This is a genomic window from Arthrobacter sp. B055-34 (assembly GCF_059090425.1).
This window is the reverse complement of record NZ_JBNHFQ010000004.1, coordinates 319,017-341,701: the sequence shown is the minus strand read 5'-3', so window position 1 is coordinate 341,701 and position 22,685 is coordinate 319,017. Positions and strand designations below refer to the sequence as shown.

The window sequence follows — 22,685 nt, the reverse complement described above, 5'->3', positions numbered from 1 at the left end:
AAAATGCGGCCGGAATCCCTCCGCGCCGCAAAGGCAGTGGCTGTTCTTCAGCCGACTACGGGATTAATAATGCTTCCTACCTGTGCGTTTTCCGGCTCAAAGACATCGGAAGATTGCTACAAGCAAGCATCGTGCTTTCAATACTTTAGCATCATTGCGCCTGATAGCCGTCTTTTGTGTCCCGCCGCGGGAGGTATGCAGTACTTCCCGTGCCCAGTTCGAGGACCCTTTCGAGCACCTGGACGGAGGTCGTATTCTCCCCCAGCCGGTTGGGTTTTCCCGCCCCGTGGTAGTCGCTTGATCCGGTAACCAGCAGCCCGTTTTCGGCGGCCAGCCGCCGGAGCCAGGCCTTGCCTTCTTCCGGATTATCCCGGTGGTCAACCTCCACGCCGTCGAGCCCTGCGTCGATCATTTCCCGGAAGACCTCCTCACCGACAACCCTGCCGCGGCTGGAGGCCACGGGATGGGCGAAGACGGCCACGCCGCCCGCCTGCTTAATCAGTTCGACGGCGCGCGCGGGTTCCGGCGCATAGTGCGTGATGTAATACCGCGACCGGGACGTCAGAATATGGGAGAACGCCTCGCTGCGGTCGGAAACGATGCCCGCCGCCACCAGGGCATCCGCGATATGCGGGCGCCCCACCGTCGCGCCGTGAGCGGTATGGGCATTAACGTCCGCCCACGTGATCGGATAGTCCTCCGCCAGCAGTTCGACCATCCGTTCGGCCCTGGTCAGCCGTGCGTCGCGGGCTTTACCGATTTCTGCCAGCAGACCGGGGTGGGCCGGGTCGTGCAGGTAGGCCAGGACGTGGACGCTGATCCCTTGCACAGAGTGGCAGGTCACTTCCATGCCGGGTACCAGCCCGATGCCGCACTCACGCGCAGCCGCGAAAGCGGGCTCCCAGCCCGACGTCGAGTCGTGGTCGGTCAGCGCGACTACGTCCAGGCCTGCGGCGGCAGCCGAACGTACGACGTCGGCGGGCGGTTGCGTGCCGTCCGAGACTGTGGAGTGTGCGTGCAGATCGATTCTCACGCCACCAATCTACCGCGCACCGGCACCGGAATGCTGTGCTGGAACGTTTGGCAGGTCTTGGCGCCGGTGAGACGATGGTTCGGTGAGTACAGACGTCAATAACAGCGCCCCGCTGCAGGCTTCCGAAGGGCAGCCGCTCGAAGAGCGCGGAAACAACCGATCGCAGCGCCCGGAATCCGATGCTTTCAAGGACTTCATGGGCAGCAAGTGGGCCCCAAGTACCGCCCAGGCCCCGGCCAAAGCCGAGGTGGCAGCGCATGCCGCGCGCCGCCGTCGTGCCATTTCGGAGAAGTTCCGAGGCGAGCGGCTGGTCGTCCCCGCCGGTCCGCTCAAGGTCCGCTCCAATGACACGGACTACCGGTTCCGCCCGCATTCCGGCTTCGCCCATCTGACCGGTCTCGGACTGGACCATGAGCCAGAAGCCGTCCTGGTTCTGGAACCGACGGCAGAAGGCGCCGGCGACGACGGCGGCCACCACCATGCCACGCTCTATTTCCGCCCGCTGTCGGGCCGGGATACGCCGGAGTTCTATGCCAACGCCCGCTACGGCGAATTCTGGATCGGCCCGCGGCCCACCCTGCCCGAGCTCAACCAGCTGCTGGACCTGGACACCGCTGAGCTGAGCGAGCTCGAGGTAGCCATTACCAAAGGCGCCGGCGTGGTCAGTGTCGGCGGCATGCGGATCCGCCTGCTGCGCGAAGTGGACATGAACGTGGACGCGCTCGTCGACACTTCCCGCATCAACACGGGGGTGGACCTGGAAGAGTCCGACAAGCTCGACGCCTTGCTTGCCGAAGCCCTGTCCGAACTGCGCCTGCTCAAGGACGAGTGGGAAATTGCGGAAATCAAAAAGGCCGTAGCCGCCACCATCAACGGCTTCCATGAAGTGGTCAAGGTTCTGCCGCGCGCGATCATCCATGACCGGGGTGAGCGCGTGGTCGAAGGGGCGTTCTTCGCCCGCGCCCGTGAAGAGGGCAATGATCTCGGCTACGACACGATTGCCGCAGCCGGCAACAATGCAACGATCCTGCACTGGATCCGCAACAACGGCCGGGTCAACGCCGGCGATCTGTTGCTGCTCGATGCCGGGGTGGAGGCCGATTCCCTGTACACCGCGGACGTAACCCGGACCCTTCCGGTCAACGGCAGCTTCAGCGAGATCCAGCGCAAGATCTACCAGGCCGTGCTGGACGCGGCGGATGCCGGCTTCGCCGCGGCCCAGCCGGGCGCGAAGTTCCGTGATGTGCACACGGCTGCCGTAACGGTACTGGCCGAGCGGCTGGACGAGTGGGGTGTGCTGCCCGTTTCTTTGGACGAGGCGCTGTCGGAGCACGGCCAGCATCACCGGCGCTGGATGCCACACGGAACCAGCCATCACCTGGGGCTGGACGTCCACGACTGTGCGCAGGCCAAGCGCGAGCTCTATCTGGACGGCATCCTCACTGAAGGCATGGTTTTCACCATCGAACCGGGCCTCTACTTCAAGAACGAAGACCTGGCGGTTCCGGAGGAATACCGCGGCATCGGTATCCGGATCGAGGATGACATCCTGATGACCGCCGATGGCCCGGTAAACCTCAGCGCAGCCCTGCCACGCAAGCCAGACGAGGTCGAGTCCTGGATGGCCGGCATCTACAGCCCCACCGGGGAATAGCCGGCTCGGCCGGGCAGACTCTGCCCGGCCAGGCGCTGCAGGACCAGACAGCAGAAACAGTAGGGGACGGATATCCGCAATAAATCCGTCCCCTACTGTTTGGATGTCGCTGGAGGCCGGCGGCCTTACTGGCGCGGCTGCTCCGAGGGACCCTCTGGTTTCTGGTCCTGTTTCCGTTGTACTTCCGGGTTGCCGGAAGGCCCACCGCGGTCATCCGGCTGGCCCTGCTCCTGCTCCGGCGAGATGCGGACGCCGTACTGGGGACGGCCGTCCGGCAGATCCGGGAAACGGCCACGCACCGGCGCACCCGTCGTCTCGGCGCCGTTTTCCTCACCGGCACCGGCCGACGGCTGGCTGTTTGGCTGCGGCGGGATGCCTGGCTGGCCGGACTGGTTCTGGCCGGGCTGCTGGTACGGATCGCCCCACTGCGCCGGACGGTCAGGCATCGGCGGCTGCTGCTGGGATTGCTGCGGTTGCTGCCGTTGCTGCCCGGGGCCGGGCCCCTGTGCACCGGGGTGGAAAGCATGGCCGGGCATCGGCAGCTGTGAGGCCAGTCGGCGGGCCTCGTGCGCCACTTCGGTGGCAACGACGACGTCGTAGCTGGTTGCAACCGTCTGCTGGGTCGAGGTGAAGTCCCGCTTGCCGCGGGTAAACGCATAGCTGACCACACCGAACAGGATCCAGAATGCGGCGCCCATGGCCATCGAAGAGAGCACCAGCATGTAGCTTCCGCCACCGCCGAACAGCATCAGCAGAAGCCCGACGAACAGACCGAACCATGCACCCGTTGCCGCCCCGGAAAGAGCAACCTTCGGATAGCTCAGCCTGCCAGTCACGCGTTCCACGGACTTGAGGTCATTGCCTACAATTGTCACGTGCTGGACGGGGAACTCCTGGTCCGCAAGGTAGTCCACCACTTTCTGCGCGTCCAGATAAGTCCGGTAATTGCCGAGCAGCTCGCCTTGCGGAAGCCCCGGCTTCAGGTCACGTGATTCGGTACGGCCAAGCATTGACATACCCTCATTGTCCCCCACATAGTCCCGGCAGTGTGCCCGGTATCGCTTCAGGTGAACGTCTGTGGCCTTTGGCGCGCCCCGGTGCGGCTTGAACGGCACATACCACGTAGCCTAATGGGGTGAGCACAAATCCAACCAGAGTCTTCGTTGCACGCCTGCTCGGCCTGGACGTTTTCGACCCTTTGGGCGACCGTCTGGGTCGGCTGCGTGATGCCGTAGCGCTTGACCGCGGCGGGGCCAAACCGCCCCAGGTCGTGGGCATTGTCGTCGAGGTCCCCGGCAAGAAACGCGTCTTTGTGCCCATGACCAGAATTACCTCGATCAACGCCAGCCAGATCATCTGTACCGGATTGGTCAACCTGCGCCGGTTCGAACAGCGTGGCGCGGAAATGCTGATGGTCGCGGAGATGTTCGACCGCCGGGTCACTCTGGCGGATGGCAGCGGCGACGCCACCATCGAAGACATCGCGATGGAAAAGTCCAGGAACGGTGACTGGTACGTTTCCCAGCTGTTTGTCCGGCGTGGCCACTCCACATCCCCGCTACGCAGCCTTCGCCGCAACGAGACGCTCATCATTGACTGGAACGAGGCCCAGCAGGGCGCCCAGAACGAGCCGCAGGCCGCAACGGCGTTCGTGGCCAGCCACGAGGACCTCAAAGCAGCGGACTTTGCCGAAGCCCTGCACGAGATGACGGGTAAACGCCGGATCGAGGTAGCCAGCGAGCTGCAGGACCAGCGGCTCGCGGCGGTGCTCCAGGAGCTTCCGGATGACGACCAGGTCCAGATCCTGTCCTCGCTGGACATTGAGCGTGCCGCCGATGTCCTGGAAGAAATGGACCCCGACGACGCTGCAGACCTGCTGGCGGAACTGCCCGAAGAGCAGAAAGAAGAACTGCTCCAGCGCATGGAGCCAGAGGAAGCCAAAGACGTCCGACGCCTCATGGAGTATGAGGAGAACACCGCCGGCTCCATCATGACCCCGGTTCCGGTCATCCTGCCTCCGGAAGCTACCGTAGCCCAAGCCCTGGCCCACGTACGCCGCGAGGAACTGACGCCCGCGTTGGCGTCGGCCATTTTCGTCTGTCGGCCGCCGCTGGAAACACCCACGGGCCGCTATCTCGGCGTCGTGCATATCCAGCAGTTGCTGCGCTATCCGCCGCCGGAGGCATTGGGCAATATTGTGGATACGGACCTTGACCCGGTGTCGGATCAGGCGGACGTCAGCGAAGTGGCGCGGATGCTGGCCACCTACAACCTGAACTCGCTCGCCGTGGTGAACGAGGACGACAGGCTCGTTGGTGCGGTTACGGTGGATGATGTGCTCGACCATCTGCTGCCCGATGACTGGAGGGCGCAGGATGATGAGGTATCACTGAGCCGGAAGGTGGGCCGAAATGGCTGAGAAGAAGAATACCGCCGGTGCGCTGGACATCCCCCGCGAGGCGCGCGCCCGTCTGCTTCCGCGGTTGCGGCCCAACCCGGATGCCTTCGGCAGCGCCACCGAGAACTTCGCCCGGTTCATGGGCACCCCGCAGTTCCTGGTCTGGATGTCGGTCTTCTGCCTGATTTGGCTCGGCTGGAATACGTGGGGGCCGCCGTCGCTGCGCTTCGACAGCGCGGCACTGGGTTTCACCGCGCTGACGCTGATGCTTTCCTTGCAGGCGTCCTACGCGGCACCGTTGCTGCTGCTGGCCCAGAACCGTCAGGACGACCGGGACAAGGTCTCGCTCCAGCAGGACCGGCAGCGCGCCGAGCGGAACCTTTCCGATACGGAGTACCTGACGCGTGAACTGGCCGCGCTGCGCATCGCGCTGCAGGAAGTGGCCACCCGCGACTTCGTCCGCAGCGAACTTCGAAGCGTCCTCGAGGAACTCCTTGAGTCCGACGACGGCGACGAGCGTCCCGTCCGCAGGGGCAAGAAGAAAGTCTCGGACGCGACTGCTGCCTTGCCCCGCATTTCCGCGCGTCCCCAGAAACAATCCGAAAGCTAGGCCGTGACACCGCATCATCCCCTACCCGACAGGCAGTCCGTCCAGCGGGCCCTGGAAAAAGTCATCGACCCGGAACTGCGCCGGCCGATTACCGAACTGGGCATGCTGAAGGGTTTTTCCATTGACGACGGCGGCGCTGTCACCGTGGAAGTGCTGCTCACCATCGCCGGGTGCCCCCTTCGTGACACCATTACCAGCGATGTGGAGAAGTCCCTGGCCGCCGTACCAGGCATCAGCGCGGTTTCGGTGGTGCTGGATGTGATGACGCAGGAACAGCGGACCGCTTTGAAGGAACGGCTCAAGGGGCCCGGCGCGGAGCGCGGCATTCCCTTCAACGATCCGTCCTCGTTGACCAGGATTTACGCCGTGGCCAGCGGTAAGGGCGGCGTGGGCAAATCCAGCGTCACGGTGAATCTCGCGTGTGCCATGGCGGCCCAGGGTTTGCGTGTAGGGATCATCGACGCGGACGTTTACGGTTTCTCTATCCCCGGCCTGATGGGCATCACCGGTGCCCCCACGCGCGTGGACGAAATGATCCTGCCGCCGGTGGCCTACGGCGTCAAAACCATCTCCATCGGCATGTTCGTCTCGGGAAACCAGCCGGTGGCGTGGCGCGGACCGATGCTCCACCGTGCACTCGAGCAGTTCCTGACCGATGTCTACTTCGGCGACCTTGATGCGCTGTTCCTGGACTTGCCGCCCGGCACCGGGGACATCGCCATCTCCGTATCGCAACTGCTGCCCGAGTCCCGGATACTGGTGGTCACCACGCCGCAAAGCGCTGCCGCCGATGTCGCAGAACGGGCCGGGTCCATCGCGGTGCAAACGGGCCAGCAGATCGCGGGTGTCATCGAGAACATGTCCTGGCTTGAGCTGGAGGACGGCAGCCGGGTGGAAGTTTTCGGCGCCGGCGGCGGGCAGGTGGTGGCCGAGCGGTTGAGCAGCACCCTGGACAAAAATATTAAGCTGCTGGGCAGTGTCCCCTTGGATCCGCGGCTTCGGGAAGGCGGCGACCGCGGCGAACCCATCGTTCTGGCGGGCGGCCCGGCAGGGTCTTCACCGGCAGCCAAGGCTTTGCGGAGCATCGCTGCGGAGCTGGCATCCCGCCCCCGCGGTCTCGCCGGCCGTCCCTTGGGGGTCAGCCCGGCCTAGGTGGCTTCGACGTCGAAAGGGGCAGCCTGACCCGGCTCGAGCCGCTCAATGGGTCTGGTCCCGGGGCCTGCCCCTGGACCCGCTGCTGCCGTAGAAGTTCCGGCCGGTTTCGTCGCCGTTGCGGCAGCGGCCGCACCAGCGGCTCCGGCCGCCAGGGCAGGAGTTGACTTCGCCGTGCTGCGCTGCGGACCGAAATCGTCGTCTTCATCGTCGTCAAGCAGAGCTTCCTTGATGATCCGGCGCGGGTCATACTGACGTGGATCGAGCTTGCGCCAGTCCATATCAACAATTTCGTCGCCGACTTCTTCGCGGAGCTGGTCTTTGGCCCCGGCCGCCATCCTGCGCAGCTGCTTAACAAGCCGGCCCAGCTGGGCGGCGTATTCGGGCAAACGCTCAGGACCGAGCACTATCACGGCAATTACCGCGAGAATGATCAGTTCCGATCCGTTAATTCCGAGCACGTTTGAAGATTACCTGTTCCGGCCCTGTAACAGCCAACTTTGGTCGGGGATCATCGCTCGCCTGCAGGTTCGATCAGCTTGCCCAACCCCCGGATGATCCGGTTGACCGGATCGTCCGCGGGTTCTTCTTCCGGAAGCATCAGTCGTGACTTCTCCGTCACGATGATCTGGTTGACCGTCTCCGGCAGCGCCGAGAGCGGGATGTCCGCCCACACCGTGTAGGTCACGTTCTCCGAGTCCAGCACAACGGTCCAGTCATTGGCCGAGTGCACCCACATCTCCCGGTCCATACCGTCCACAGGATGGAACCCGTCGGCTGCCACGGTGTTTCCTGTCACGGCATTCACTGCGGCCCCGGCGCGGGCGGCATCGGGCTCCTCGTTCCTGATCCGCTCCGTGCCGCGACGTTGTTCGGTAACCACAACAGTCCCGGTCTCTTCATTCGCGAGCTCTATCCGGACGGCCGGTGCACCGGCAATCTCGATTTTTCGCGCGGAGACGAACTCATAACCCATTCCGACAAGCTGCGGGCAATTCCACCCGTGGCCACGGAGTTCGGCGAGGCCTTCGCGGTCCAGTTCATGGACGCTGCCGGCGAGATTGGACTGCAGTTCCTGCGATCCCTGCCAGTCCGCGCCGGAGGAACCGGCACCGCTGGCAACGGGACGGGAGTCTTCACCGCCGAGCACATAGGCCGTCCCCGCAGTCAGCGCCGCGAAGCCCGTCAAAACGCTGCACAGCGTCAGCGCAGTGCGGTGGCGCGGAGACCCTGCTGCTTCACCCTCCGCGGACGGCAGCGCGGCCGCCGGCGAGGCTGGCGCAGCATCGGGCGTACCCGTGGAGACGGCTACGAAGGCGTGGGAACTGCGGCTCAGGATTCTACTGGCCAGGTCTGGGCCGGGCGGCGGCACGTCGAGGGCACGCAGGCGCTCCTGAATGACGCGATGTTCCGCAACAGACTCACGGCATCGCCCACAGCGCTGCAGGTGGCGTTCAAAACCTGGCCGGCGCTCGTCAGCAAGTTCGCCGTCCAGATACTCCGCCAAATCACGTTCGGGGTGGCGCATGGTGGATTCAGTGTGCTCCGGCCACGCGGGGCAGCTTTAGCCGGGAAGGCCGCTTGGCAGCCGGGTCGCGGTGTGCCAGCTTCTCACGCAGCATGGTCCGTCCGCGGTGAATGCGCGAACGGACAGTGCCGAGCTTGACGCCCAATGCCGCGGAGACTTCGTCGTAGGAAAGACCCTCCAGGTCGCACAGTACAACCGCCGCCCGGAAGTCGGGCGGAAGATCTTCAAGCGCTGCCTGCACATCGACGTCGAGATTGTTGAATTCGAAGCTGCGTTCCGGCCCCGGATCGCGGCCGGGAATACGTGCTTCGGCATCATCGGCGAGCCCGTCGAAACGGATCCGGCTCTTCCGCCGGGCCTGGTCCAGAAAGAGGTTGGTGGTAATCCTGTGCAGCCAGCCGTCAAGCGTGCCCGGCTTGAAGTTCTCGAGGGAACGGAACACCCGGACGAAGACTTCCTGGGTGAGGTCTTCGGCGTCGTGCTTATTGCCGGTAAGGCGGTAGGCGAGCCGATAAACCTTGGCCGAGTGATTGGTAACTACTTCTTCCCAGGTCGGAGCAACCCACGGCGTCTCCGCCCCGGCAGCGGCCGGCTCTTCAGTGGCGTCCTGCTGCAACTTAGTCATAGCTACTCCCCTCGGCGGTTGCCCGTTCGCTTCAGCCCCTGGCTACGTTCGGGTCTGCGGTACGTCCCCCGGCAACCGTGAAACACATTTGACCTACGGATGTCCATCCTCACCCAGAAAGCTGGGAGAATTCTGTTAGCCACCTGCACGAAGGCGCAACACTAGGGCGTCTCGCTCTCCCGCGGCACGGATACGCGGCGGTAGCAGTAGGCTGGGGCTGGAATATGAAGATTCTTCCTGAGAAAGTGATGGTTCATGAGCGCCGATAAGCAAACCAGCTGGTCCTACACGGAGGGACTGCCCACCGAGGATGAGGTATTGCTCCGCGCACGTGAACGCTCCTACGAACTCGGCGTCGCCACGGTCAGTCCCGGCGTTGCCGCCGCGTTGACAGTTCTGGCCGCGGGTTCCAAAGCACACACGGTGGTCGAGATCGGTTCGGGCGCAGGCGTTTCGGGCGTCTGCCTGCTGCGCGGCCTGCCCGCCAATGCCGTGCTTACGACCATCGATTCCGACGTGGACCATTTGAGGGCCGCACGCGAAGCCTACGCCGAGGCAGGAATTCCCAGCAACCGCACCCGGACCATTTCCGGCCGGGCGGCCGACGTGCTGCCGCGGCTGACCGACGGCGCCTACGATCTGGTCTTTGTGGATGCCGATAAGCCCTCCTACCCCCTTTATGTGGAGCGGGCCGTGCGCCTGCTCAAGAGCGGCGGAATGCTGATCATTAACGACGCGCTGGACAAGGACCGTGTCTCGGACCCTGCCATCCGGGAGGAGGCCACCAACACCTTGCGGCAGGTGGGCAAGAGCGTCCGGGAAAACGAGGACCTGATCTCGACCGTCCTGCCCACCGGTGACGGACTGTTGCTGGCCGTCAAACGCTGAGGCTAGCCGCGGTAGCCGGCCAGGAACGACAGCAGCAGGCGCGCGCCGTAGCCGGTAGCGCCCTTGGTGACCTCTGCTTCATCGGCGGTGGCCCGGGCCGGACCGGCGATGTCCAGGTGGATCCACGGGGTCCGGCCGACAAACTCCCGAAGGAACAGCGCGGCCGTGATCGAACCGGCCTGGACCTTGGATTTCGGTGAAGAAATATGGGACAGGTCAGCCACCGTGGAATCCAGCGAGGACCGGTATTCCTCCGCTGCCTCCGCCAAGGGCATATGCCACACCCGCTCCCCCGACAGCTCGGCTGCACGTTCGAAACCGCCCACCAGATCCTGCCTGGTTCCGTACAGTGCGGCATGCCGCCGGCCCAGTCCCAGTGAAGCCGCGCCCGTCAGCGTTGCAATGTCGATCAGCACATCCGGTGCCAGTTCCTCACGGGCAAACGCTAGGGCATCGGCGAGCACCATGCGTCCTTCGGCGTCGGTATTGCCGATTTCAACGGTGGTGCCGTCATAGGTCCTGACGACGTCACCCGGACGATAGGAGGCGGCACCAATCGAATTTTCGGCCAGTGCCAGCAGGCCGGTGACACGGTGCGGAACACCAAGTTCGGCGGCGGCGTTCAGCACGGCCAGGACGACGCCGGCACCCGCCATGTCCGTTTTCATCGGCACCATTGCTTCACGCGGCTTCAGGGATATTCCGCCGGTGTCAAACGTAATGCCCTTGCCCACCAGGACAATGTGCTGCGCATCCGGGGCCGCACCCGCCGGAGTATAGGACAGCTGGACCAGCCGGGATTCATGCTCGGACCCCCGGCCCACGGCCAGCAGGCCGCCAAATCCGCCGGCTGCGAGCTCGGCGTCATTCCAAAGGCGCACCTCGAGCCCGCTCTCGGCCGCGAGGCGTTCGGCCTGTCCTGCCATCCACGCCGGGTTCTTGACGTTGGAAGGCATGTTCGCCAGGTTGCGGGCCAGCCAGACGGCCCTGGCCGTGGCACCCGCCGCGGCCAAGGCGGTCTCGGACGCGCCCGTCAGCTCCAGGGTGCGGGCCATCGGCTTCGGGGCAGGCGAGGTGCCGGCCCTCGGCGGACGGTAGCCACCGAGCAGGAAACCCTCGACGAAGGCCTGCTGTGCCTGCGCGTCCAGCCCGTCGACGACGCTGGCCCGGATGGTTTCCACGCCAAAAGTCGCCTTGGCCAGAGCCGCTCCGGCCTTGCGCAGGCTCGCCGGCGATTCGTCTCCGACACCAAGGAACAGCAGCCGTTGGGGCAGGCCCGGTTCGCGGCGAGGCGCAGTAACGGCCAGAATTTCGGCGGCCTTGCCGGTCACCGAGTTCGCCTCTGCCAGGACAGCTACGTCGACGTCGTACCTGGCGGCAGCTTCCGCTGCACCCTGCCGCGGCTGCGGCGTTGCCCGCTCGTCGGAATTCCCGCCCGGGACGCCGGAGACGCCGGAGGTGCCGATGGGAACCACCAGCACGCTGACGCCCGTGCCCGGTTCCGGTACCACGTGGTCCTTGCCCAGCCCGGGCCGGGCCACGATTGTGGAGGGCCTGGGTGCGGCCAGCGCTTCTTCGAGCGACCTGGTTGTCAGTTCGTCTGGGGTAGCTACAGGGTGGCCCACTCGCTCAGGCCTTAGCTGGCGACGCTGTCGGTGACGCCGAGCAGGCAGTCCTTGAGATTGCCGGCCTCTTCGGCGTTGAGTTCCAGTACCAAGCGGCCGCCGCCGTCGATCGGAACCCGCAGAATGAGGCTGCGCCCCTCCTTGGTGACTTCCATGGGTCCGTCACCTGTACGCGGTTTCATCGCAGCCATTTGGTTTTCCCTTTCACCGTGGGCGGACAAGTCGGTGACCTGTTCGCCCGTCAACATGTCAGCACGGCAAGATTTGGCGGTCGGCCGTGCGTCATCCATTCACCATTATCGCGTACATCACAGGCCGGTGCTAATCACCGCGCCACGTGTCAGGCTTCGTGTCGGAACGCTACCGCCAGCGTTACGGCGGGTAGTCTCCCCCACCGGGCAATTCCGCCCAGGACCACAGCCAGGCCACCCAGACAATCTGTCCGGCAAGGAACATCACACCCAGGCACACCCGGTAGGCGGTACTGCGCGAGGCCATTGCGGCCACGAGCGCCAAAGGGAACAGCGGCAGCAGCAAGCGGAACGTACTGGTTTGCGGATGCAGGAACGCGAAAAGGTAGGCGGCATAGGCGGCACACCACAGCCGCAGTTCCATGCCGATTCTCCGCGCCGGCCCGCTGCTCAGACACAACACTGCCGCTGCCACCAGGACCAGCGGAGCCAGTACGCCGCCTACGGGGCCGAACAGGTCCTTGCCCATATCGAACCACGGCATGAAGAGCACCAGGTCATCCCCGCGCCACGCCGTTTCCGTTGCCGTATACGCATCCATTTCGCCCGTAACGGCCCAGGCGAGCGCAGGCCAAATGAGCGCGCCGGCGCAACTAACGAGCGCCAGCGCTACGATGCGCAGGAATTCGGGTGTCTGAAGTTCGTCCCGTTGCCGGCGCCAAAGCCGCCACAACAAGTACGCCCCCATCATTGCGGCGAACGGCACACCTGTAGGCCGGGACAGGCACATCAACAGGACCACCGGGACCGCTAATAGATAGCGCCGGGTGATGACCAGATACAGACTGCCGGCCAGCAGCGCAAGGTTCAGTGATTCGGCGTAGGGAACCTGCAGTATCGGCGATACCGGAAAGACGGCCACAAACACCACGGCCCAAAGGGCTGTGCCGTGCCCGGCATACAGCCGGAACAGCTTGTAAACGATCACTGCTGCCACGAAACCGGCCAGCGTCGCCGCAACAGGGGCCAGAACCTCCCAATCCTGACCCGTGGCAGCATTCAGCCCACGGATGATCGCCGGGAACAACGCGTAGAACGCCCACGAATTTTCCTGTGCCTGACCATCCCCGGCGCGGGGGATTTCGGATGGATACCCGTCGCGGTAGATCTGCTCATACCAGGCGCTGTCCCAGATACCGATGAAGGACAGGTAGTCGGGATGGGCGCCGCCCCAGGGGCTCGGTCCTTGTTGGCGCGCAACCGCGAGGAAGACAAACAGCGAGTAGATCCGGGCCATTGCGTAAAGGACGACCACGTGGACCCACCAAGGCCAGGCCGCCACCCGCTTTTTCCAAAACGCCAGTTCGTCCCTGAGAAAGCTGCCGGCTCTGCCTTGGCGCGGCGGACTAGTCATGAGGCCGGCGGGAGCGGAGTTCCGTCGTCGTTCTTCCAGTGTCTTTCTCTCCTGAATTCGCTGATGAGTTCGTCCCTCGCCGCCAGTTCCCGGCGCAGCCTGTCCAGGACCTGGTCCACCTGATCCATGCGGTACCCGCGGAAGGCCACCGAGAACCGCAGCCGGTCAATGTCTGAGGCAACCGGGTGTTCGGGCAACAGCACTGCCGGCAGCCGCGGATCGGCTTCGCTCAAACCGTCCAACGCCGGAACTTCACCTCGTTCCCAGCCCTGGCCGGCCTCCGTCTTGGCGCGCCGGCTGACCCGTCCGGAGACAACCACGGCCACGGCACCTGCGGCGGCTATGGCGAGGAAGACCAGGAACAGGCTCACGGAACCATCGTGCCAGATGCGGCCATGACCTTACACGTCCACGATGCTCTCAGAGGGGCGGCCGCGGCTCTGCAAGAGTCCCTCCAGGATCCCCTCCACCGCATCCTCAGCGGTATCCACCACGCGCACCAGGTCCAGATCGACCTCCGCGATCATGCCCTCCTCCAGCAACGTGCCGCGGACCCATTCGATCAGCGGGCCCCAGAAGGCACTTCCCACCAGCACGATGGGAAACGACGTCACCTTCTGCGTCTGCACCAGCACCATGGCTTCGAACAGCTCGTCCATGGTTCCGAGGCCGCCGGGCAACACGATGAAGCCCTGCGCGTACTTGACAAACATGGTCTTGCGGGCGAAGAAGTACCGGAAGTTGATCCCGAGATCAACCCAGTCGTTCAGCCCCTGCTCGAATGGCAGTTCAATCCCCAGCCCCACGGAGAGCCCGCCGGCTTCGCTGGCACCTTTGTTCGCCGCTTCCATCGAACCAGGACCGCCGCCGGTGATGACAGCGAAATTATTCTCCACCAGCCGTCGTCCGATCTGTTCGGCGATGTCGTAGTGCTTGGTGCCGGGGCGGGTGCGGGCCGACCCGAAAACACTGACGGCAGGCCCCAGCTCGGCGAGTGTGCCGAAACCTTCCACAAATTCACTTTGGATCCGCAGCACTCGCCAGGGGTCCGTATGGGTGAAATCCGCTTTATCGCGAGTGTCCAAGAGATACTGGTCGGCCTGCGGAATATTCGCCTGGGACCGGCGCAGTTCCACGGAACCTTTATGCCGGGAAGGCATCCGTGCCGCGATCTCGGACGGCAGCGGAATTTCATGCTGGTGGTTACTCATTCCCCAAGGCTACCTACCAAACCCGCGCGGCGACGCGGTTTTAGCGACGTTTATCCAACCGATAGCCGAATCGGCCACATTAAACTTCAATCACGATTCGGCCATTCGTTCCCCCAAATGCATTGCTCCGTGGGAATCTTTCGCTAGATTCAAGTCATGACCCGTGACGCCCAACACAGTGAATCGACGCCGGCGGCTTCCAGCAGCGCGGCTGCCGGCCGTACTCCACACGCAACCCAGCCTCTGGTCCTGCTCAAAGACGTCAACAAGCACTTCGGTTCGCTGCATGTGCTGCAGAACATCAATCTTGAAGTCACCAAGGGCGAGGTCGTCGTCGTTATTGGCCCTTCGGGGTCCGGTAAGTCCACGCTCTGCCGTGCTATCAACCGCTTGGAAACGATCGACGACGGCGACATTCTCATCGACGGCAGGAAGCTTCCGGCCGAGGGCAAGGAGCTGGCCAATCTGCGCGCCGATGTCGGCATGGTGTTCCAGTCCTTCAACCTGTTCGCGCACAAGTCCATCCTGGAAAACGTCACGCTCGGGCCGCTGAAGGTCAAAAAGATGAAGAACGGCGAGGCCAAGGAGCTGGCGATGAGCCTGCTCAAGCGCGTCGGCGTCGCAAACCAGGCGGATAAGTTGCCGGCCCAGCTCTCCGGCGGCCAGCAGCAGCGCGTTGCGATTGCCCGTGCCCTGGCGATGAAGCCGAAAGTCATGCTGTTCGACGAGCCGACGTCCGCGCTGGACCCGGAGATGATCAACGAAGTGCTGGACACCATGGTCCAGCTCGCCAAAGAAGGCATGACCATGATCGTGGTGACCCACGAAATGGGCTTCGCGCGCAAGGCGGCGGACCGGGTGATCTTCATGGCCGATGGCCAGATCGTGGAGCAGGCCACGCCGGAAGAATTCTTCACCAATCCCAAGAGCGACCGTGCCAAGGACTTCTTGGGCAAGATCCTCAACCACTGACCTCCCCGACCGGAAATTTCATCCGAAGTAATCACTAGCAAGGAGAAAACATGCGCAAGACCCGCTTTGCAATGGCGGCAATGGGTGCCATTGCCGCACTGACACTGTCCGCCTGTGGCGGCGACGGCGGCGACGGGGGCGAGACGGCCGGCAGCGGAGAGGGCGAAACCCTACGTGTCGGTATTAAGTACGATCAGCCGGGCCTCGGCTTTTCCTCCGGCGGCGAGTTCACCGGTTTCGACGTAGATGTCGCCAAGTACGTCGCCAACGAACTGGGCTACACCGAGGAACAGATCGAGTTCGTGGAATCCCCTTCGGCCAACCGCGAGAACATGCTGGCCAATGGCCAGGTGGACATGATCTTCGCGACGTACTCCATCACCGACGAGCGCAAGGAGACCGTGGACTTCGCCGGACCGTACTTCGTTGCCGGCCAGGACCTGCTGGTACGGGCCGAAGACACCGAGATCCAGGGCCCGGATGACCTCAACGGGAAGAACCTGTGCTCCGTCACCGGTTCCACCTCGGCCCAGCGCATCAAGGACGACCACGCCGAGGAAGTAAACCTCCTCGAACGACCGGGCTACGCCGAGTGCGTGACCGCCATGCAGAGCGGCCAGATCGACGCCGTGACCACCGACGACATCATCCTGGCCGGCCTGGCCGCACAGGAGAACTTCGCCGGGCAGTTCAAGGTTGTCGGCAATCCGTTCTCCGAAGAGCGCTACGGCGTCGGCCTGCCCAAGGGCACCGAACTCTGCGCTGACATCAACGCGGCGATCAACAAGATGGTCGAAGAAGGCGCCTGGGAGGAAGCCCTGGCGGCGAATACCGAAGGTGTCGACTACAAGTTCAACGAGGAACTGAACCCGCCGACGCCGGGCGACACCTGCGCGTAATTGCACATCCTGTGGGGCGGGCCAACTGGTCTGCCCCACAGTCACCCAAAGTCACTCCCATGAGAGGGGATGGACAGTTTGACAGAGTATTTCCAGAGCTATCTAACGGCGCTGGAGACCTATGACGTCGTCGCGGCCCTGTGGGTCAATATCCAACTCACGTTTTGGTCCGCCCTGTGCTCGCTGGTACTCGGCACCGTCCTGGCGCTGATGCGGATTTCGCCGGTGCCGAGCTTCCGCTGGGCCGGCACGGCGTATGTCAACATTTTCCGGAACACGCCCCTGACCATCATCATGGTCTTCTGCATCCTGGTGGCCATCTTCCAGCTCCAGCTGAACCTCTCCAGCGACTTCAACTTCAACTTCTTCCTATGGGCCATCGTCGGCCTGTCGGTCTACCACGCCGCCTTCGTCTGCGAAGCCATCCGAAGCGGCGTCAATACGGTGCCGCTGGGACAGGCCGAGGCGGCCCGCGCCATCGGCCTAAGCTTTCTTCCGGCAGCACGCCTGGTGATCCTGCCCCAGGCCTTCCGCGGTGCCGTCGCTCCCCTGGGCAACACACTGATCGCGTTGACGAAGAACACCACCGTTGCAACGGTCGCATCCGTTGCCGAAGCCGCCGGTCTGATGAAGACCATGATCGAGTTCCGTCCGGACGTCATCATGGCCATCTTCGCCACCTTCGCCCTGGGCTTCGTCATCATCGTCATACCCATTGGCCTTGTGACAACCTGGCTTTCCTCGAAACTGGCGGTGGCACGATGAAAATCCAGCAAAGCGTCCTCTTCGATGCACCCGGGCCGAAGGCCCAGCGTCGGATCCTTGCCACCAACGTGCTCGGCATCATCCTCTTCCTCGGTGCCGCCGCGTTCGTCCTCAAAGGACTGAACGACCAAGGCCAGCTCGAGGCGGAATTATGGGCACCGTTCCTGACCGCCGATGTGTGGCAGTTCGCCATTCTTCCGGGGTTGATGAACACCTTCAAGGCAGCGGCCGCGGCCATTGTCACGTCCGTGATATTCGGCCTGCTCTTCGGCGTCGGACGACTCGCTACCAACCGCGCTGTCCGCTGGCTCTGCGGCATCATCGTAGAATTCTTCCGGGCCGTGCCCGTACTGCTGATGATGATCTTCTTCTGGCTGCTGCTTGGCCGTCTCCAAATCGTAGAACCCGCCGACACTCCGTTCTTCGCCGTCGTAATAGCACTGACGCTTTACAACGGTTCGGTGATCGCGGAACTGGTCCGCTCCGGCGTCTACGGGCTGCCCAAGGGACAGCGCGAGGCGGGCATGGCCATCGGCATGACGCGCGGACAGTCGCTGCGGAACATCGAGTTGCCGCAAGCTCTGGTAGCGATGCTGCCCTCGCTGATCAGCCAGTTCGTGGTCATCTTGAAGGACTCCGCACTCGGCTCGATCATCACCTACTCCGAACTGCTGCGTGGCATGCAGATCTACGGCTCTGCTGGCCCCATCCTGCAGGCGCTGACGGTGGCCGCGTTACTGTTCATCATCATCAACTTTGCGCTTTCGTGGGTGGCCCAGAAACTCTCCGGGCTGCTCAGCAGCCGGACCTCCGGAAAGACGCGGCCCACCAGTGTGCCAACGCTGGTAGCCAAAATCTGACAAACAGCTTTTTAACGACGCGGGGTTCCTGGCAGCATCGCTGCCGGGAACCCCGCGTCGTTTGGCCTTAAGGCTAGGTCGAGAGCCACCTGTCCAAGGCCCGGAAGCATTCGCGTATGGCCTCTGCCGGAACATGCTCATTGTCCGTGTGGGCAAGGAGCGCGTCTCCGGGACCGAAATTAACGGCGGGAATACCAAGCGCGCTGAAACGGGCCACATCGGTCCAACCGTATTTAGGCTTCGGCTCCGCGCCGACAGCCGCCACGAAATCTGCGGCGGCGGGATGGTGCAGGCCGGGACGAGCGCCCGCTGCCACATCGGTCCGGACCACGGCGAAGCCGTCCAGCAGGTCCCGGACGTAGGCCTCGGCATCGTCCGGGGTCTTATCCGGAGCGAAACGGTAGTTGATTTCGATGACAGTACGGTCCGGAATGACGTTTCCGGCGGTGCCGCCGTGGATCTTCACCGCATTCAGGCTCTCCCGGTACTCGAGGCCGTCCACCGTGACCCTGGCAGGCTCGTGGTCCCTGAGCCGCGTCAGGATCTCCGCAGCGGCATGAATGGCGTTCTGCCCCATCCAGGCACGGGCGGAATGCGCCGCCTTGCCGACAGTGGTCACTTCGAACCGGCTGGTACCGTTGCAGCCGCCCTCCACCGTGCCGTCTGTCGGCTCCAGCAGGATGGCGAAATCCCCCTGCAGCAACTCCGGATAGTTATCGACCAACCGGCCCAATCCGCTGAGCGAAGCTTCAACTTCTTCATGGTCGTAAAAAACATAGGTCACGTCCCGGGCCGGATCGACCAGGCGGGCGGCCAGTGCCAGCTGGACAGCGACGCCGCCCTTCATGTCCGTGGTGCCGCGGCCATAGAGGACCTCACCGTCCCAGCTGGACGGGACGGTTCCGCGGGATCCGGCCGTCAACGGCAGCGGGACAGTGTCCAGGTGGCCGGCCAGGATAACGCGCTCGTCGCGGCCCAGATCGGTCCGGGCAACAATGGCATCGCCGTCGCGCGTGACCCGTAGGTGCGGAAGTGCCCGCAGCGCGGCTTCTACGGCATCGGCCAGTTCCCGCTCGTTACCGGAGACACTGTTAATATCAATGAGCGCCGCAGTGAGGTCGGCAACATCGGAGGTCAGATCCAGGGCAGTGGTGAAAGCAGTCACTCCCCTAGCGTAACCGTGTCAGGGCGCTTAGATCTCGTCGGTAGACTTGAGTGCATGCCTGAGAACAACACCGCTGCAACTGTCTTCCGCACCGCCTACGGCACTGGCCTTGCCACCGTCGCCTCCAACGGCACTGTTCTGGATGTCTGGTATCCGGCTCCCGGCCTCGGCCAGGCTCCCGCCGCTGCTGAGACTGATCCCGAGCTAGAGTCCCTCGCAGAGCAGGGTGAGGACGCCGAGCGCGGCACCCGGCTTGAGCTGGTCAGCCGCAGCATTGAGCTTGACGCCGCCCCGGCAGACACAGCCGATGCCTACCTGCGGCTGCACCTGCTCTCGCACCGCCTAGTCACCCCCAACTCGCTGAACATGGACGGCATTTTCGGCCTGCTGGCCAATGTCGTCTGGACCAACTTCGGTCCCTGTTCCGCGGAGAACTTCGAGGCAACGCGTCTGCGGCTGCGCCGCCGCGGCGCGGTCACCGTCTACGGCGTGGACAAGTTCCCGCGCATGGTGGACTACGTCCTGCCCTCCGGCGTGCGCGTTGCCGATGCGGACCGCGTGCGGCTCGGTGCACACCTGGCGGCAGGCACCACGGTCATGCACGAAGGCTTCGTCAACTTCAACGCCGGCACGCTCGGCACGTCCATGGTCGAGGGCCGGATCTCCGCAGGAGTCATAGTCGCGGACGGCTCCGATGTGGGCGGCGGCGCCTCCATCATGGGTACCCTCTCGGGCGGCGGCAAGGAACGCATCAGCATCGGCCAACGTGTCCTGCTCGGCGCCAACTCCGGCGTCGGCATCAGCATCGGTGATGACTGTGTGGTGGAGGCCGGTCTCTACGTCACCGCCGGCACCCGGGTCAGCCTGCTGTCGGCCGACGGCGAAGCCCGTCAGATCAAGGCAGTGGAGCTGTCCGGCGTATCGAACCTGCTTTTCCGCCGCAACTCCATTTCCGGCGTCGTTGAAGTCCTGCCCCGCAAGGGCCAGACCGTTGAGCTCAACGCTGCCCTGCACGCCAACTAGAAGGTACGTGTAACCACAATGGCCCGTTCACGGCGGCGCCGACGCAGTCTTCTCGTGCTGCTGGTGCTGCTTGCCCTGGTAGTGGGTGGCCTCTGGCTGTCCGCCACCTCCATCGACCGTTCCCAGTTGCTCGTCCGTGAGCGCTGCACGGCTGTGGTGGGTCCGGAGACCTTTGAACTGGCTCCGGACCAGGCGGCCAACGCAGCCCTCATCGCCGGCATTTCCATGCAACGCGGGCTGCCCGCCCGCGCTGCCTCGATTGCCTTGGCCACGGCGATCCAGGAGTCGAAGCTGCGCAACATTGGGCACGGAGACGACGCCGGCCCGGATTCACGCGGCCTGTTCCAGCAGCGGCCGACGCAGGGCTGGGGCTCCGAGGAGCAGGTCATGGATCCGGTCTATGCGACCAACCGCTTTTTCTCCGTGCTGGAAGAGATTCCCGACTACGAAAGCCTGCCGGTTACCGTCGCGGCGCAGCAGGTTCAGCGCAGCGCTTACCCTGATGCCTATGCGGACCACGAAGGCGAGGCCAAAGCCTTCGCCTCAGCGTTGACCGGACACTCCCCCGCCGCCCTGAACTGCGTGCTCAAGGAAGCCGAGTCGGCCGGAGATCCTGCCGACGTTGAAGGCGCCCTGGAGGTCTCGCACCCCGGGTTGGAAACTGCGGTCGAGGACGGGACCCTGCGCGTGCAGGCAGGCGACAGGACCGGCTGGGCGGTGGCCCAATGGGCCGTGGCGTCAGCCAAGGAACTCAATATCGATTCCGTGTCCTTCGCCGGCCTGAGCTGGCAGCGTTCCGACGGCGAATGGCTCGCTGCCGGCTCCGAAACCGGAACCGTGGTCATCACGGTGGCTGACCAGCCCTGAAGCCGGCCAGCTACAGCCGTGATCAGACGAGCAGTTCAACGATCGGTTGGATGAAGCTCCGGTACGACCCCTCGTCATCGATCAGGTACTGGTTCAGGAGCACCTTGTTCGGTTCCACAAACCAGGCGCGGCGTTCGCGCAACGGCAACTCGATGAACTTGAGCTCGAACCCGCGGGCATCGCGGCCCAGCTCCATTTCCCGGTCCTGCACCATCTGCCCGACCAGCTTGGTCTTGCCGCTGGCTTCGCGCTCCTCGGCCAGCAGCCGGTAATCCGCCACGCGTTCGCTGGACCAGCTCATTGCCGCCCCGAAGTGGGCCTGCAGCAGCTTCTGCAGCGCCGGGCTGCCGTCGAAGGCCGGGAAGGCAGGCGGTACCAAAGCATCCGCCGCGGCAGGGTCCTCCTGGATCAGGAGCGACCACCACTGCTCCCATTCCCGCCGCAACGCCCTCGTCCCGCCAACATGCGCGGTCAGCTGGCGCGGATCGGCTTTCCTGACCGGTGGATCAGCACCGCACACGGCAGGCAGGCCTGCGCCGTCCAGGCCGGCGACATCATGCAAGTACAAGGCCAGAAGCAAATGCGCCGAGGTGTCGGTTGTTATCCGCCACCCGGGCCCGCCGGTGTGATGCATAGACCAAGATCCTTTCGAACCGCCCTAAGATCCACTCTAGACCGTGGTGAGGCAGGCGACCACCGCAAAATACAGCGCATTCGGCATCAGCTACTAGGCTTGATGGTATGAAGATTCTGGTCACCGGAGGCACCGGCTACATCGGCTCGCATACAACATTGGCCTTGCTTGAGGCGGGACACGACGTGGTAGTCGTGGATAATCTGGCCAACTCCAGCGAGGAATCGCTGCGCCGCGTGCAGGAGCTGGCCGGGCGGAAGGTCTCGTTCCATAAGGCGGATCTTCTCGACGAGGTCCGTCTCGGCGAAGTCTTCGATGCCGAGCGCGTCGACGCGGTGATCCATTTCGCCGGTCTGAAGGCCGTAGGCGAATCCGTGGACCAGCCGCTGCATTACTACCACAACAACGTCGGCGGCACGCTCAACCTGCTGCGCGCCATGGAAGCGCACAACGTCCGCACCATCGTTTTCAGCTCATCCGCCACCGTCTACGGGAACTCCGATGAAGTGCCGCTGACGGAGAAGATGCCGCTGGACGCCACCAACCCCTACGGCCGGACCAAGGAACAGATCGAGGACATCCTCTCCGATCTCGGCGCCTCGGATGAGCGCTGGCACGTTGCCCTGCTGCGTTACTTCAACCCCGTGGGCGCGCACGAGTCCGGCCTTATTGGCGAGGATCCCACGGGCGTCCCCAACAACCTGCTGCCATTCGTCGCCCAGGTGGCCGTGGGCCGCCGCGACAAGGTGCGGGTCTTCGGCAGCGACTATCCGACGCCGGACGGCACCGGAGTGCGCGACTACATCCACGTGATGGACCTCGCCGCAGGCCACCTGGCGGCGCTGGACTTCATCGCCGGCAGGCCCGGCGTGCGCCGGTGGAATCTGGGCACAGGCCGCGGCTCTTCAGTCCTGGAGGTCCTCTCGGCGTTCGGCAAGGCTGCCGGCTTCGAGATTCCCTACGAGCTAACCGACCGCCGGCCCGGCGATGCCGCCATCAGCTACGCCGACGCTTCCGCTGCCTTGGCGGAACTCGGCTGGTCGGCGCACCGGACGCTGGAGACGATGTGCGAAGACCACTGGCGCTGGCAGAAGAACAATCCCAACGGCTACGCCGAATAATGCCAGCAATATAAAGCCAACAACGACGCCGGCGGCAGCCTTCCAGCGCA

24 protein-coding genes are annotated in these 22,685 nt (G+C 64.2%); 12 read left to right on the top strand and 12 right to left on the bottom strand.

Annotated features, from left to right (window positions below; all coding sequences use genetic code 11):
* Positions 1-151: 151 nt before the first annotated feature.
* On the bottom strand, positions 152-1,033 hold the full coding sequence (locus AC5RWO_RS10160) for a PHP domain-containing protein (RefSeq protein ID WP_498731254.1): 882 nt from the start codon (positions 1,031-1,033) through the stop codon (positions 152-154).
* 196 nt (positions 1,034-1,229) lie between these two features.
* Between AC5RWO_RS10160 and AC5RWO_RS10155 the strand changes: the two genes are divergently transcribed.
* Positions 1,230-2,687 carry an aminopeptidase P family protein gene (locus tag AC5RWO_RS10155; protein ID WP_498731389.1) on the top strand — a complete coding sequence of 486 codons (1,458 nt, stop codon included), beginning with the start codon at positions 1,230-1,232 and terminating at the stop codon, positions 2,685-2,687.
* A 125-nt stretch (positions 2,688-2,812) separates the two neighbouring features.
* Here the strand turns inward: AC5RWO_RS10155 and AC5RWO_RS10150 are convergent, their stop codons facing one another.
* Positions 2,813-3,703: a YflT domain-containing protein gene (locus tag AC5RWO_RS10150; protein WP_498731253.1), complete on the bottom strand. Its 891-nt coding sequence runs from the start codon at positions 3,701-3,703 to the stop codon at positions 2,813-2,815.
* Between the two features lie 119 nt (positions 3,704-3,822).
* On the opposite strand from AC5RWO_RS10150, the gene AC5RWO_RS10145 reads away from it, so the two are divergent.
* The 3 genes from AC5RWO_RS10145 to AC5RWO_RS10135 are packed head-to-tail and all read left to right on the top strand — an operon-like array spanning position 3,823 to position 6,847.
* On the top strand, positions 3,823-5,106 hold the full coding sequence (locus AC5RWO_RS10145; RefSeq protein WP_498731252.1) for a magnesium transporter MgtE N-terminal domain-containing protein: 1,284 nt from the start codon (positions 3,823-3,825) through the stop codon (positions 5,104-5,106).
* Entirely contained in the window at positions 5,099-5,695 is a 597-nt protein-coding gene (locus tag AC5RWO_RS10140) for a DUF1003 domain-containing protein (protein WP_139004750.1), read from the top strand. Before AC5RWO_RS10145 ends, AC5RWO_RS10140 begins: the two co-directional genes overlap by 8 nt.
* 3 nt (positions 5,696-5,698) lie before the next feature.
* The gene (locus tag AC5RWO_RS10135) at positions 5,699-6,847 is read left to right on the top strand and encodes an Mrp/NBP35 family ATP-binding protein (protein WP_498731251.1); all 1,149 of its coding nucleotides are present in this window, start codon (positions 5,699-5,701) and stop codon (positions 6,845-6,847) included.
* Here AC5RWO_RS10135 and AC5RWO_RS10130 read toward each other — a convergent pair.
* From AC5RWO_RS10130 to sigE, 3 genes are read right to left on the bottom strand one after another with little or no spacing between them, the layout of a single operon-like run.
* Positions 6,844-7,308 (bottom strand): twin-arginine translocase TatA/TatE family subunit, encoded by a 465-nt coding sequence (locus AC5RWO_RS10130; RefSeq protein ID WP_498731250.1) that lies wholly within the window; start codon positions 7,306-7,308, stop codon positions 6,844-6,846. The genes AC5RWO_RS10135 and AC5RWO_RS10130 overlap by 4 nt on opposite strands.
* Positions 7,309-7,358: 50 nt before the next feature.
* Positions 7,359-8,375 carry a zf-HC2 domain-containing protein gene (locus AC5RWO_RS10125; RefSeq protein ID WP_498731249.1) on the bottom strand — a complete coding sequence of 339 codons (1,017 nt, stop codon included), beginning with the start codon at positions 8,373-8,375 and terminating at the stop codon, positions 7,359-7,361.
* 7 nt (positions 8,376-8,382) lie between these two features.
* Entirely contained in the window at positions 8,383-9,000 is a 618-nt protein-coding gene (gene sigE / locus AC5RWO_RS10120) for an RNA polymerase sigma factor SigE (RefSeq protein ID WP_498731248.1), read from the bottom strand.
* A 255-nt stretch (positions 9,001-9,255) separates the two neighbouring features.
* Between sigE and AC5RWO_RS10115 the strand changes: the two genes are divergently transcribed.
* Positions 9,256-9,888 (top strand): O-methyltransferase, encoded by a 633-nt coding sequence (locus AC5RWO_RS10115; protein WP_498731247.1) that lies wholly within the window; start codon positions 9,256-9,258, stop codon positions 9,886-9,888.
* 2 nt (positions 9,889-9,890) lie between these two features.
* On the opposite strand, the gene AC5RWO_RS10110 is transcribed toward AC5RWO_RS10115, so the two are convergent.
* From AC5RWO_RS10110 to AC5RWO_RS10090, 5 genes are all read right to left on the bottom strand, one after another.
* Positions 9,891-11,513 carry a leucyl aminopeptidase family protein gene (locus AC5RWO_RS10110; protein ID WP_498731246.1) on the bottom strand — a complete coding sequence of 541 codons (1,623 nt, stop codon included), beginning with the start codon at positions 11,511-11,513 and terminating at the stop codon, positions 9,891-9,893.
* Positions 11,514-11,524: 11 nt separating this feature from the next.
* The gene (locus AC5RWO_RS10105; protein WP_074703315.1) at positions 11,525-11,704 is read right to left on the bottom strand and encodes a DUF3117 domain-containing protein; all 180 of its coding nucleotides are present in this window, start codon (positions 11,702-11,704) and stop codon (positions 11,525-11,527) included.
* A 181-nt stretch (positions 11,705-11,885) separates the two neighbouring features.
* Complete coding sequence (locus AC5RWO_RS10100) at positions 11,886-13,019, bottom strand: hypothetical protein (RefSeq protein ID WP_498731245.1); 1,134 nt, start codon at positions 13,017-13,019, stop codon at positions 11,886-11,888.
* A gap of 95 nt (positions 13,020-13,114) precedes the next feature.
* Positions 13,115-13,489 carry a DivIVA domain-containing protein gene (locus tag AC5RWO_RS10095; RefSeq protein WP_498731244.1) on the bottom strand — a complete coding sequence of 125 codons (375 nt, stop codon included), beginning with the start codon at positions 13,487-13,489 and terminating at the stop codon, positions 13,115-13,117.
* A gap of 30 nt (positions 13,490-13,519) precedes the next feature.
* The gene (locus AC5RWO_RS10090; protein WP_498731243.1) at positions 13,520-14,329 is read right to left on the bottom strand and encodes an LOG family protein; all 810 of its coding nucleotides are present in this window, start codon (positions 14,327-14,329) and stop codon (positions 13,520-13,522) included.
* 156 nt (positions 14,330-14,485) lie between these two features.
* Here AC5RWO_RS10090 and AC5RWO_RS10085 point away from each other — a divergent pair, with 156 nt between their 5' ends.
* The 4 genes from AC5RWO_RS10085 (at position 14,486) to AC5RWO_RS10070 (ending at position 17,825) form a co-directional block, all read left to right on the top strand.
* Positions 14,486-15,301, top strand: a complete 816-nt coding sequence (locus tag AC5RWO_RS10085) for an amino acid ABC transporter ATP-binding protein (protein WP_498731242.1) — start codon at positions 14,486-14,488, stop codon at positions 15,299-15,301.
* 50 nt (positions 15,302-15,351) lie between these two features.
* Complete coding sequence (locus AC5RWO_RS10080; RefSeq protein ID WP_498731241.1) at positions 15,352-16,200, top strand: glutamate ABC transporter substrate-binding protein; 849 nt, start codon at positions 15,352-15,354, stop codon at positions 16,198-16,200.
* Positions 16,201-16,269: 69 nt separating this feature from the next.
* Positions 16,270-16,965: an amino acid ABC transporter permease gene (locus AC5RWO_RS10075; RefSeq protein ID WP_498731240.1), complete on the top strand. Its 696-nt coding sequence runs from the start codon at positions 16,270-16,272 to the stop codon at positions 16,963-16,965.
* Positions 16,962-17,825, top strand: a complete 864-nt coding sequence (locus AC5RWO_RS10070) for an amino acid ABC transporter permease (protein ID WP_498731239.1) — start codon at positions 16,962-16,964, stop codon at positions 17,823-17,825. Before AC5RWO_RS10075 ends, AC5RWO_RS10070 begins: the two co-directional genes overlap by 4 nt.
* Positions 17,826-17,898: 73 nt before the next feature.
* On the opposite strand, the gene dapE is transcribed toward AC5RWO_RS10070, so the two are convergent.
* Positions 17,899-18,990, bottom strand: coding sequence for a succinyl-diaminopimelate desuccinylase (gene dapE / locus AC5RWO_RS10065; RefSeq protein ID WP_498731238.1), 1,092 nt, complete (start codon positions 18,988-18,990; stop codon positions 17,899-17,901).
* A 54-nt stretch (positions 18,991-19,044) separates the two neighbouring features.
* Between dapE and dapD the strand changes: the two genes are divergently transcribed.
* Both dapD and AC5RWO_RS10055 read left to right on the top strand, forming a co-directional pair.
* Positions 19,045-20,013, top strand: a complete 969-nt coding sequence (gene dapD / locus AC5RWO_RS10060) for a 2,3,4,5-tetrahydropyridine-2,6-dicarboxylate N-succinyltransferase (RefSeq protein ID WP_498731237.1) — start codon at positions 19,045-19,047, stop codon at positions 20,011-20,013.
* An 18-nt stretch (positions 20,014-20,031) separates the two neighbouring features.
* Complete coding sequence (locus tag AC5RWO_RS10055; protein WP_498731236.1) at positions 20,032-20,880, top strand: hypothetical protein; 849 nt, start codon at positions 20,032-20,034, stop codon at positions 20,878-20,880.
* Between the two features lie 22 nt (positions 20,881-20,902).
* Here the strand turns inward: AC5RWO_RS10055 and AC5RWO_RS10050 are convergent, their stop codons facing one another.
* On the bottom strand, positions 20,903-21,514 hold the full coding sequence (locus AC5RWO_RS10050) for a hypothetical protein (RefSeq protein WP_498731235.1): 612 nt from the start codon (positions 21,512-21,514) through the stop codon (positions 20,903-20,905).
* Positions 21,515-21,621: 107 nt separating this feature from the next.
* Between AC5RWO_RS10050 and galE the strand changes: the two genes are divergently transcribed.
* On the top strand, positions 21,622-22,635 hold the full coding sequence (gene galE / locus AC5RWO_RS10045; protein ID WP_498731234.1) for a UDP-glucose 4-epimerase GalE: 1,014 nt from the start codon (positions 21,622-21,624) through the stop codon (positions 22,633-22,635).
* The last annotated feature ends 50 nt before the right edge of the window (positions 22,636-22,685 follow it).

What these genes read in the sequence shown, in the direction of transcription:
- AC5RWO_RS10155 (WP_498731389.1), top strand. Translation starts at nt 1,230, where the DNA reads ATGGGCAGCAAGTGGGCCCCAAGTACCGCCCAGGCCCCGGCCAAAGCC.
- AC5RWO_RS10150 (WP_498731253.1), bottom strand. Translation starts at nt 3,703, where the DNA reads ATGTCAATGCTTGGCCGTACCGAATCACGTGACCTGAAGCCGGGGCTT.
- AC5RWO_RS10140 (WP_139004750.1), top strand. Translation starts at nt 5,099, where the DNA reads ATGGCTGAGAAGAAGAATACCGCCGGTGCGCTGGACATCCCCCGCGAG.
- AC5RWO_RS10125 (WP_498731249.1), bottom strand. Translation starts at nt 8,375, where the DNA reads ATGCGCCACCCCGAACGTGATTTGGCGGAGTATCTGGACGGCGAACTT.
- sigE (WP_498731248.1), bottom strand. Translation starts at nt 9,000, where the DNA reads ATGACTAAGTTGCAGCAGGACGCCACTGAAGAGCCGGCCGCTGCCGGG.
- AC5RWO_RS10115 (WP_498731247.1), top strand. Translation starts at nt 9,256, where the DNA reads ATGAGCGCCGATAAGCAAACCAGCTGGTCCTACACGGAGGGACTGCCC.
- AC5RWO_RS10105 (WP_074703315.1), bottom strand. Translation starts at nt 11,704, where the DNA reads ATGGCTGCGATGAAACCGCGTACAGGTGACGGACCCATGGAAGTCACC.
- AC5RWO_RS10090 (WP_498731243.1), bottom strand. Translation starts at nt 14,329, where the DNA reads ATGAGTAACCACCAGCATGAAATTCCGCTGCCGTCCGAGATCGCGGCA.
- AC5RWO_RS10085 (WP_498731242.1), top strand. Translation starts at nt 14,486, where the DNA reads ATGACCCGTGACGCCCAACACAGTGAATCGACGCCGGCGGCTTCCAGC.
- AC5RWO_RS10080 (WP_498731241.1), top strand. Translation starts at nt 15,352, where the DNA reads ATGCGCAAGACCCGCTTTGCAATGGCGGCAATGGGTGCCATTGCCGCA.
- AC5RWO_RS10075 (WP_498731240.1), top strand. Translation starts at nt 16,270, where the DNA reads ATGGACAGTTTGACAGAGTATTTCCAGAGCTATCTAACGGCGCTGGAG.
- AC5RWO_RS10070 (WP_498731239.1), top strand. Translation starts at nt 16,962, where the DNA reads ATGAAAATCCAGCAAAGCGTCCTCTTCGATGCACCCGGGCCGAAGGCC.
- dapD (WP_498731237.1), top strand. Translation starts at nt 19,045, where the DNA reads ATGCCTGAGAACAACACCGCTGCAACTGTCTTCCGCACCGCCTACGGC.
- AC5RWO_RS10055 (WP_498731236.1), top strand. Translation starts at nt 20,032, where the DNA reads ATGGCCCGTTCACGGCGGCGCCGACGCAGTCTTCTCGTGCTGCTGGTG.
- AC5RWO_RS10050 (WP_498731235.1), bottom strand. Translation starts at nt 21,514, where the DNA reads ATGCATCACACCGGCGGGCCCGGGTGGCGGATAACAACCGACACCTCG.
- galE (WP_498731234.1), top strand. Translation starts at nt 21,622, where the DNA reads ATGAAGATTCTGGTCACCGGAGGCACCGGCTACATCGGCTCGCATACA.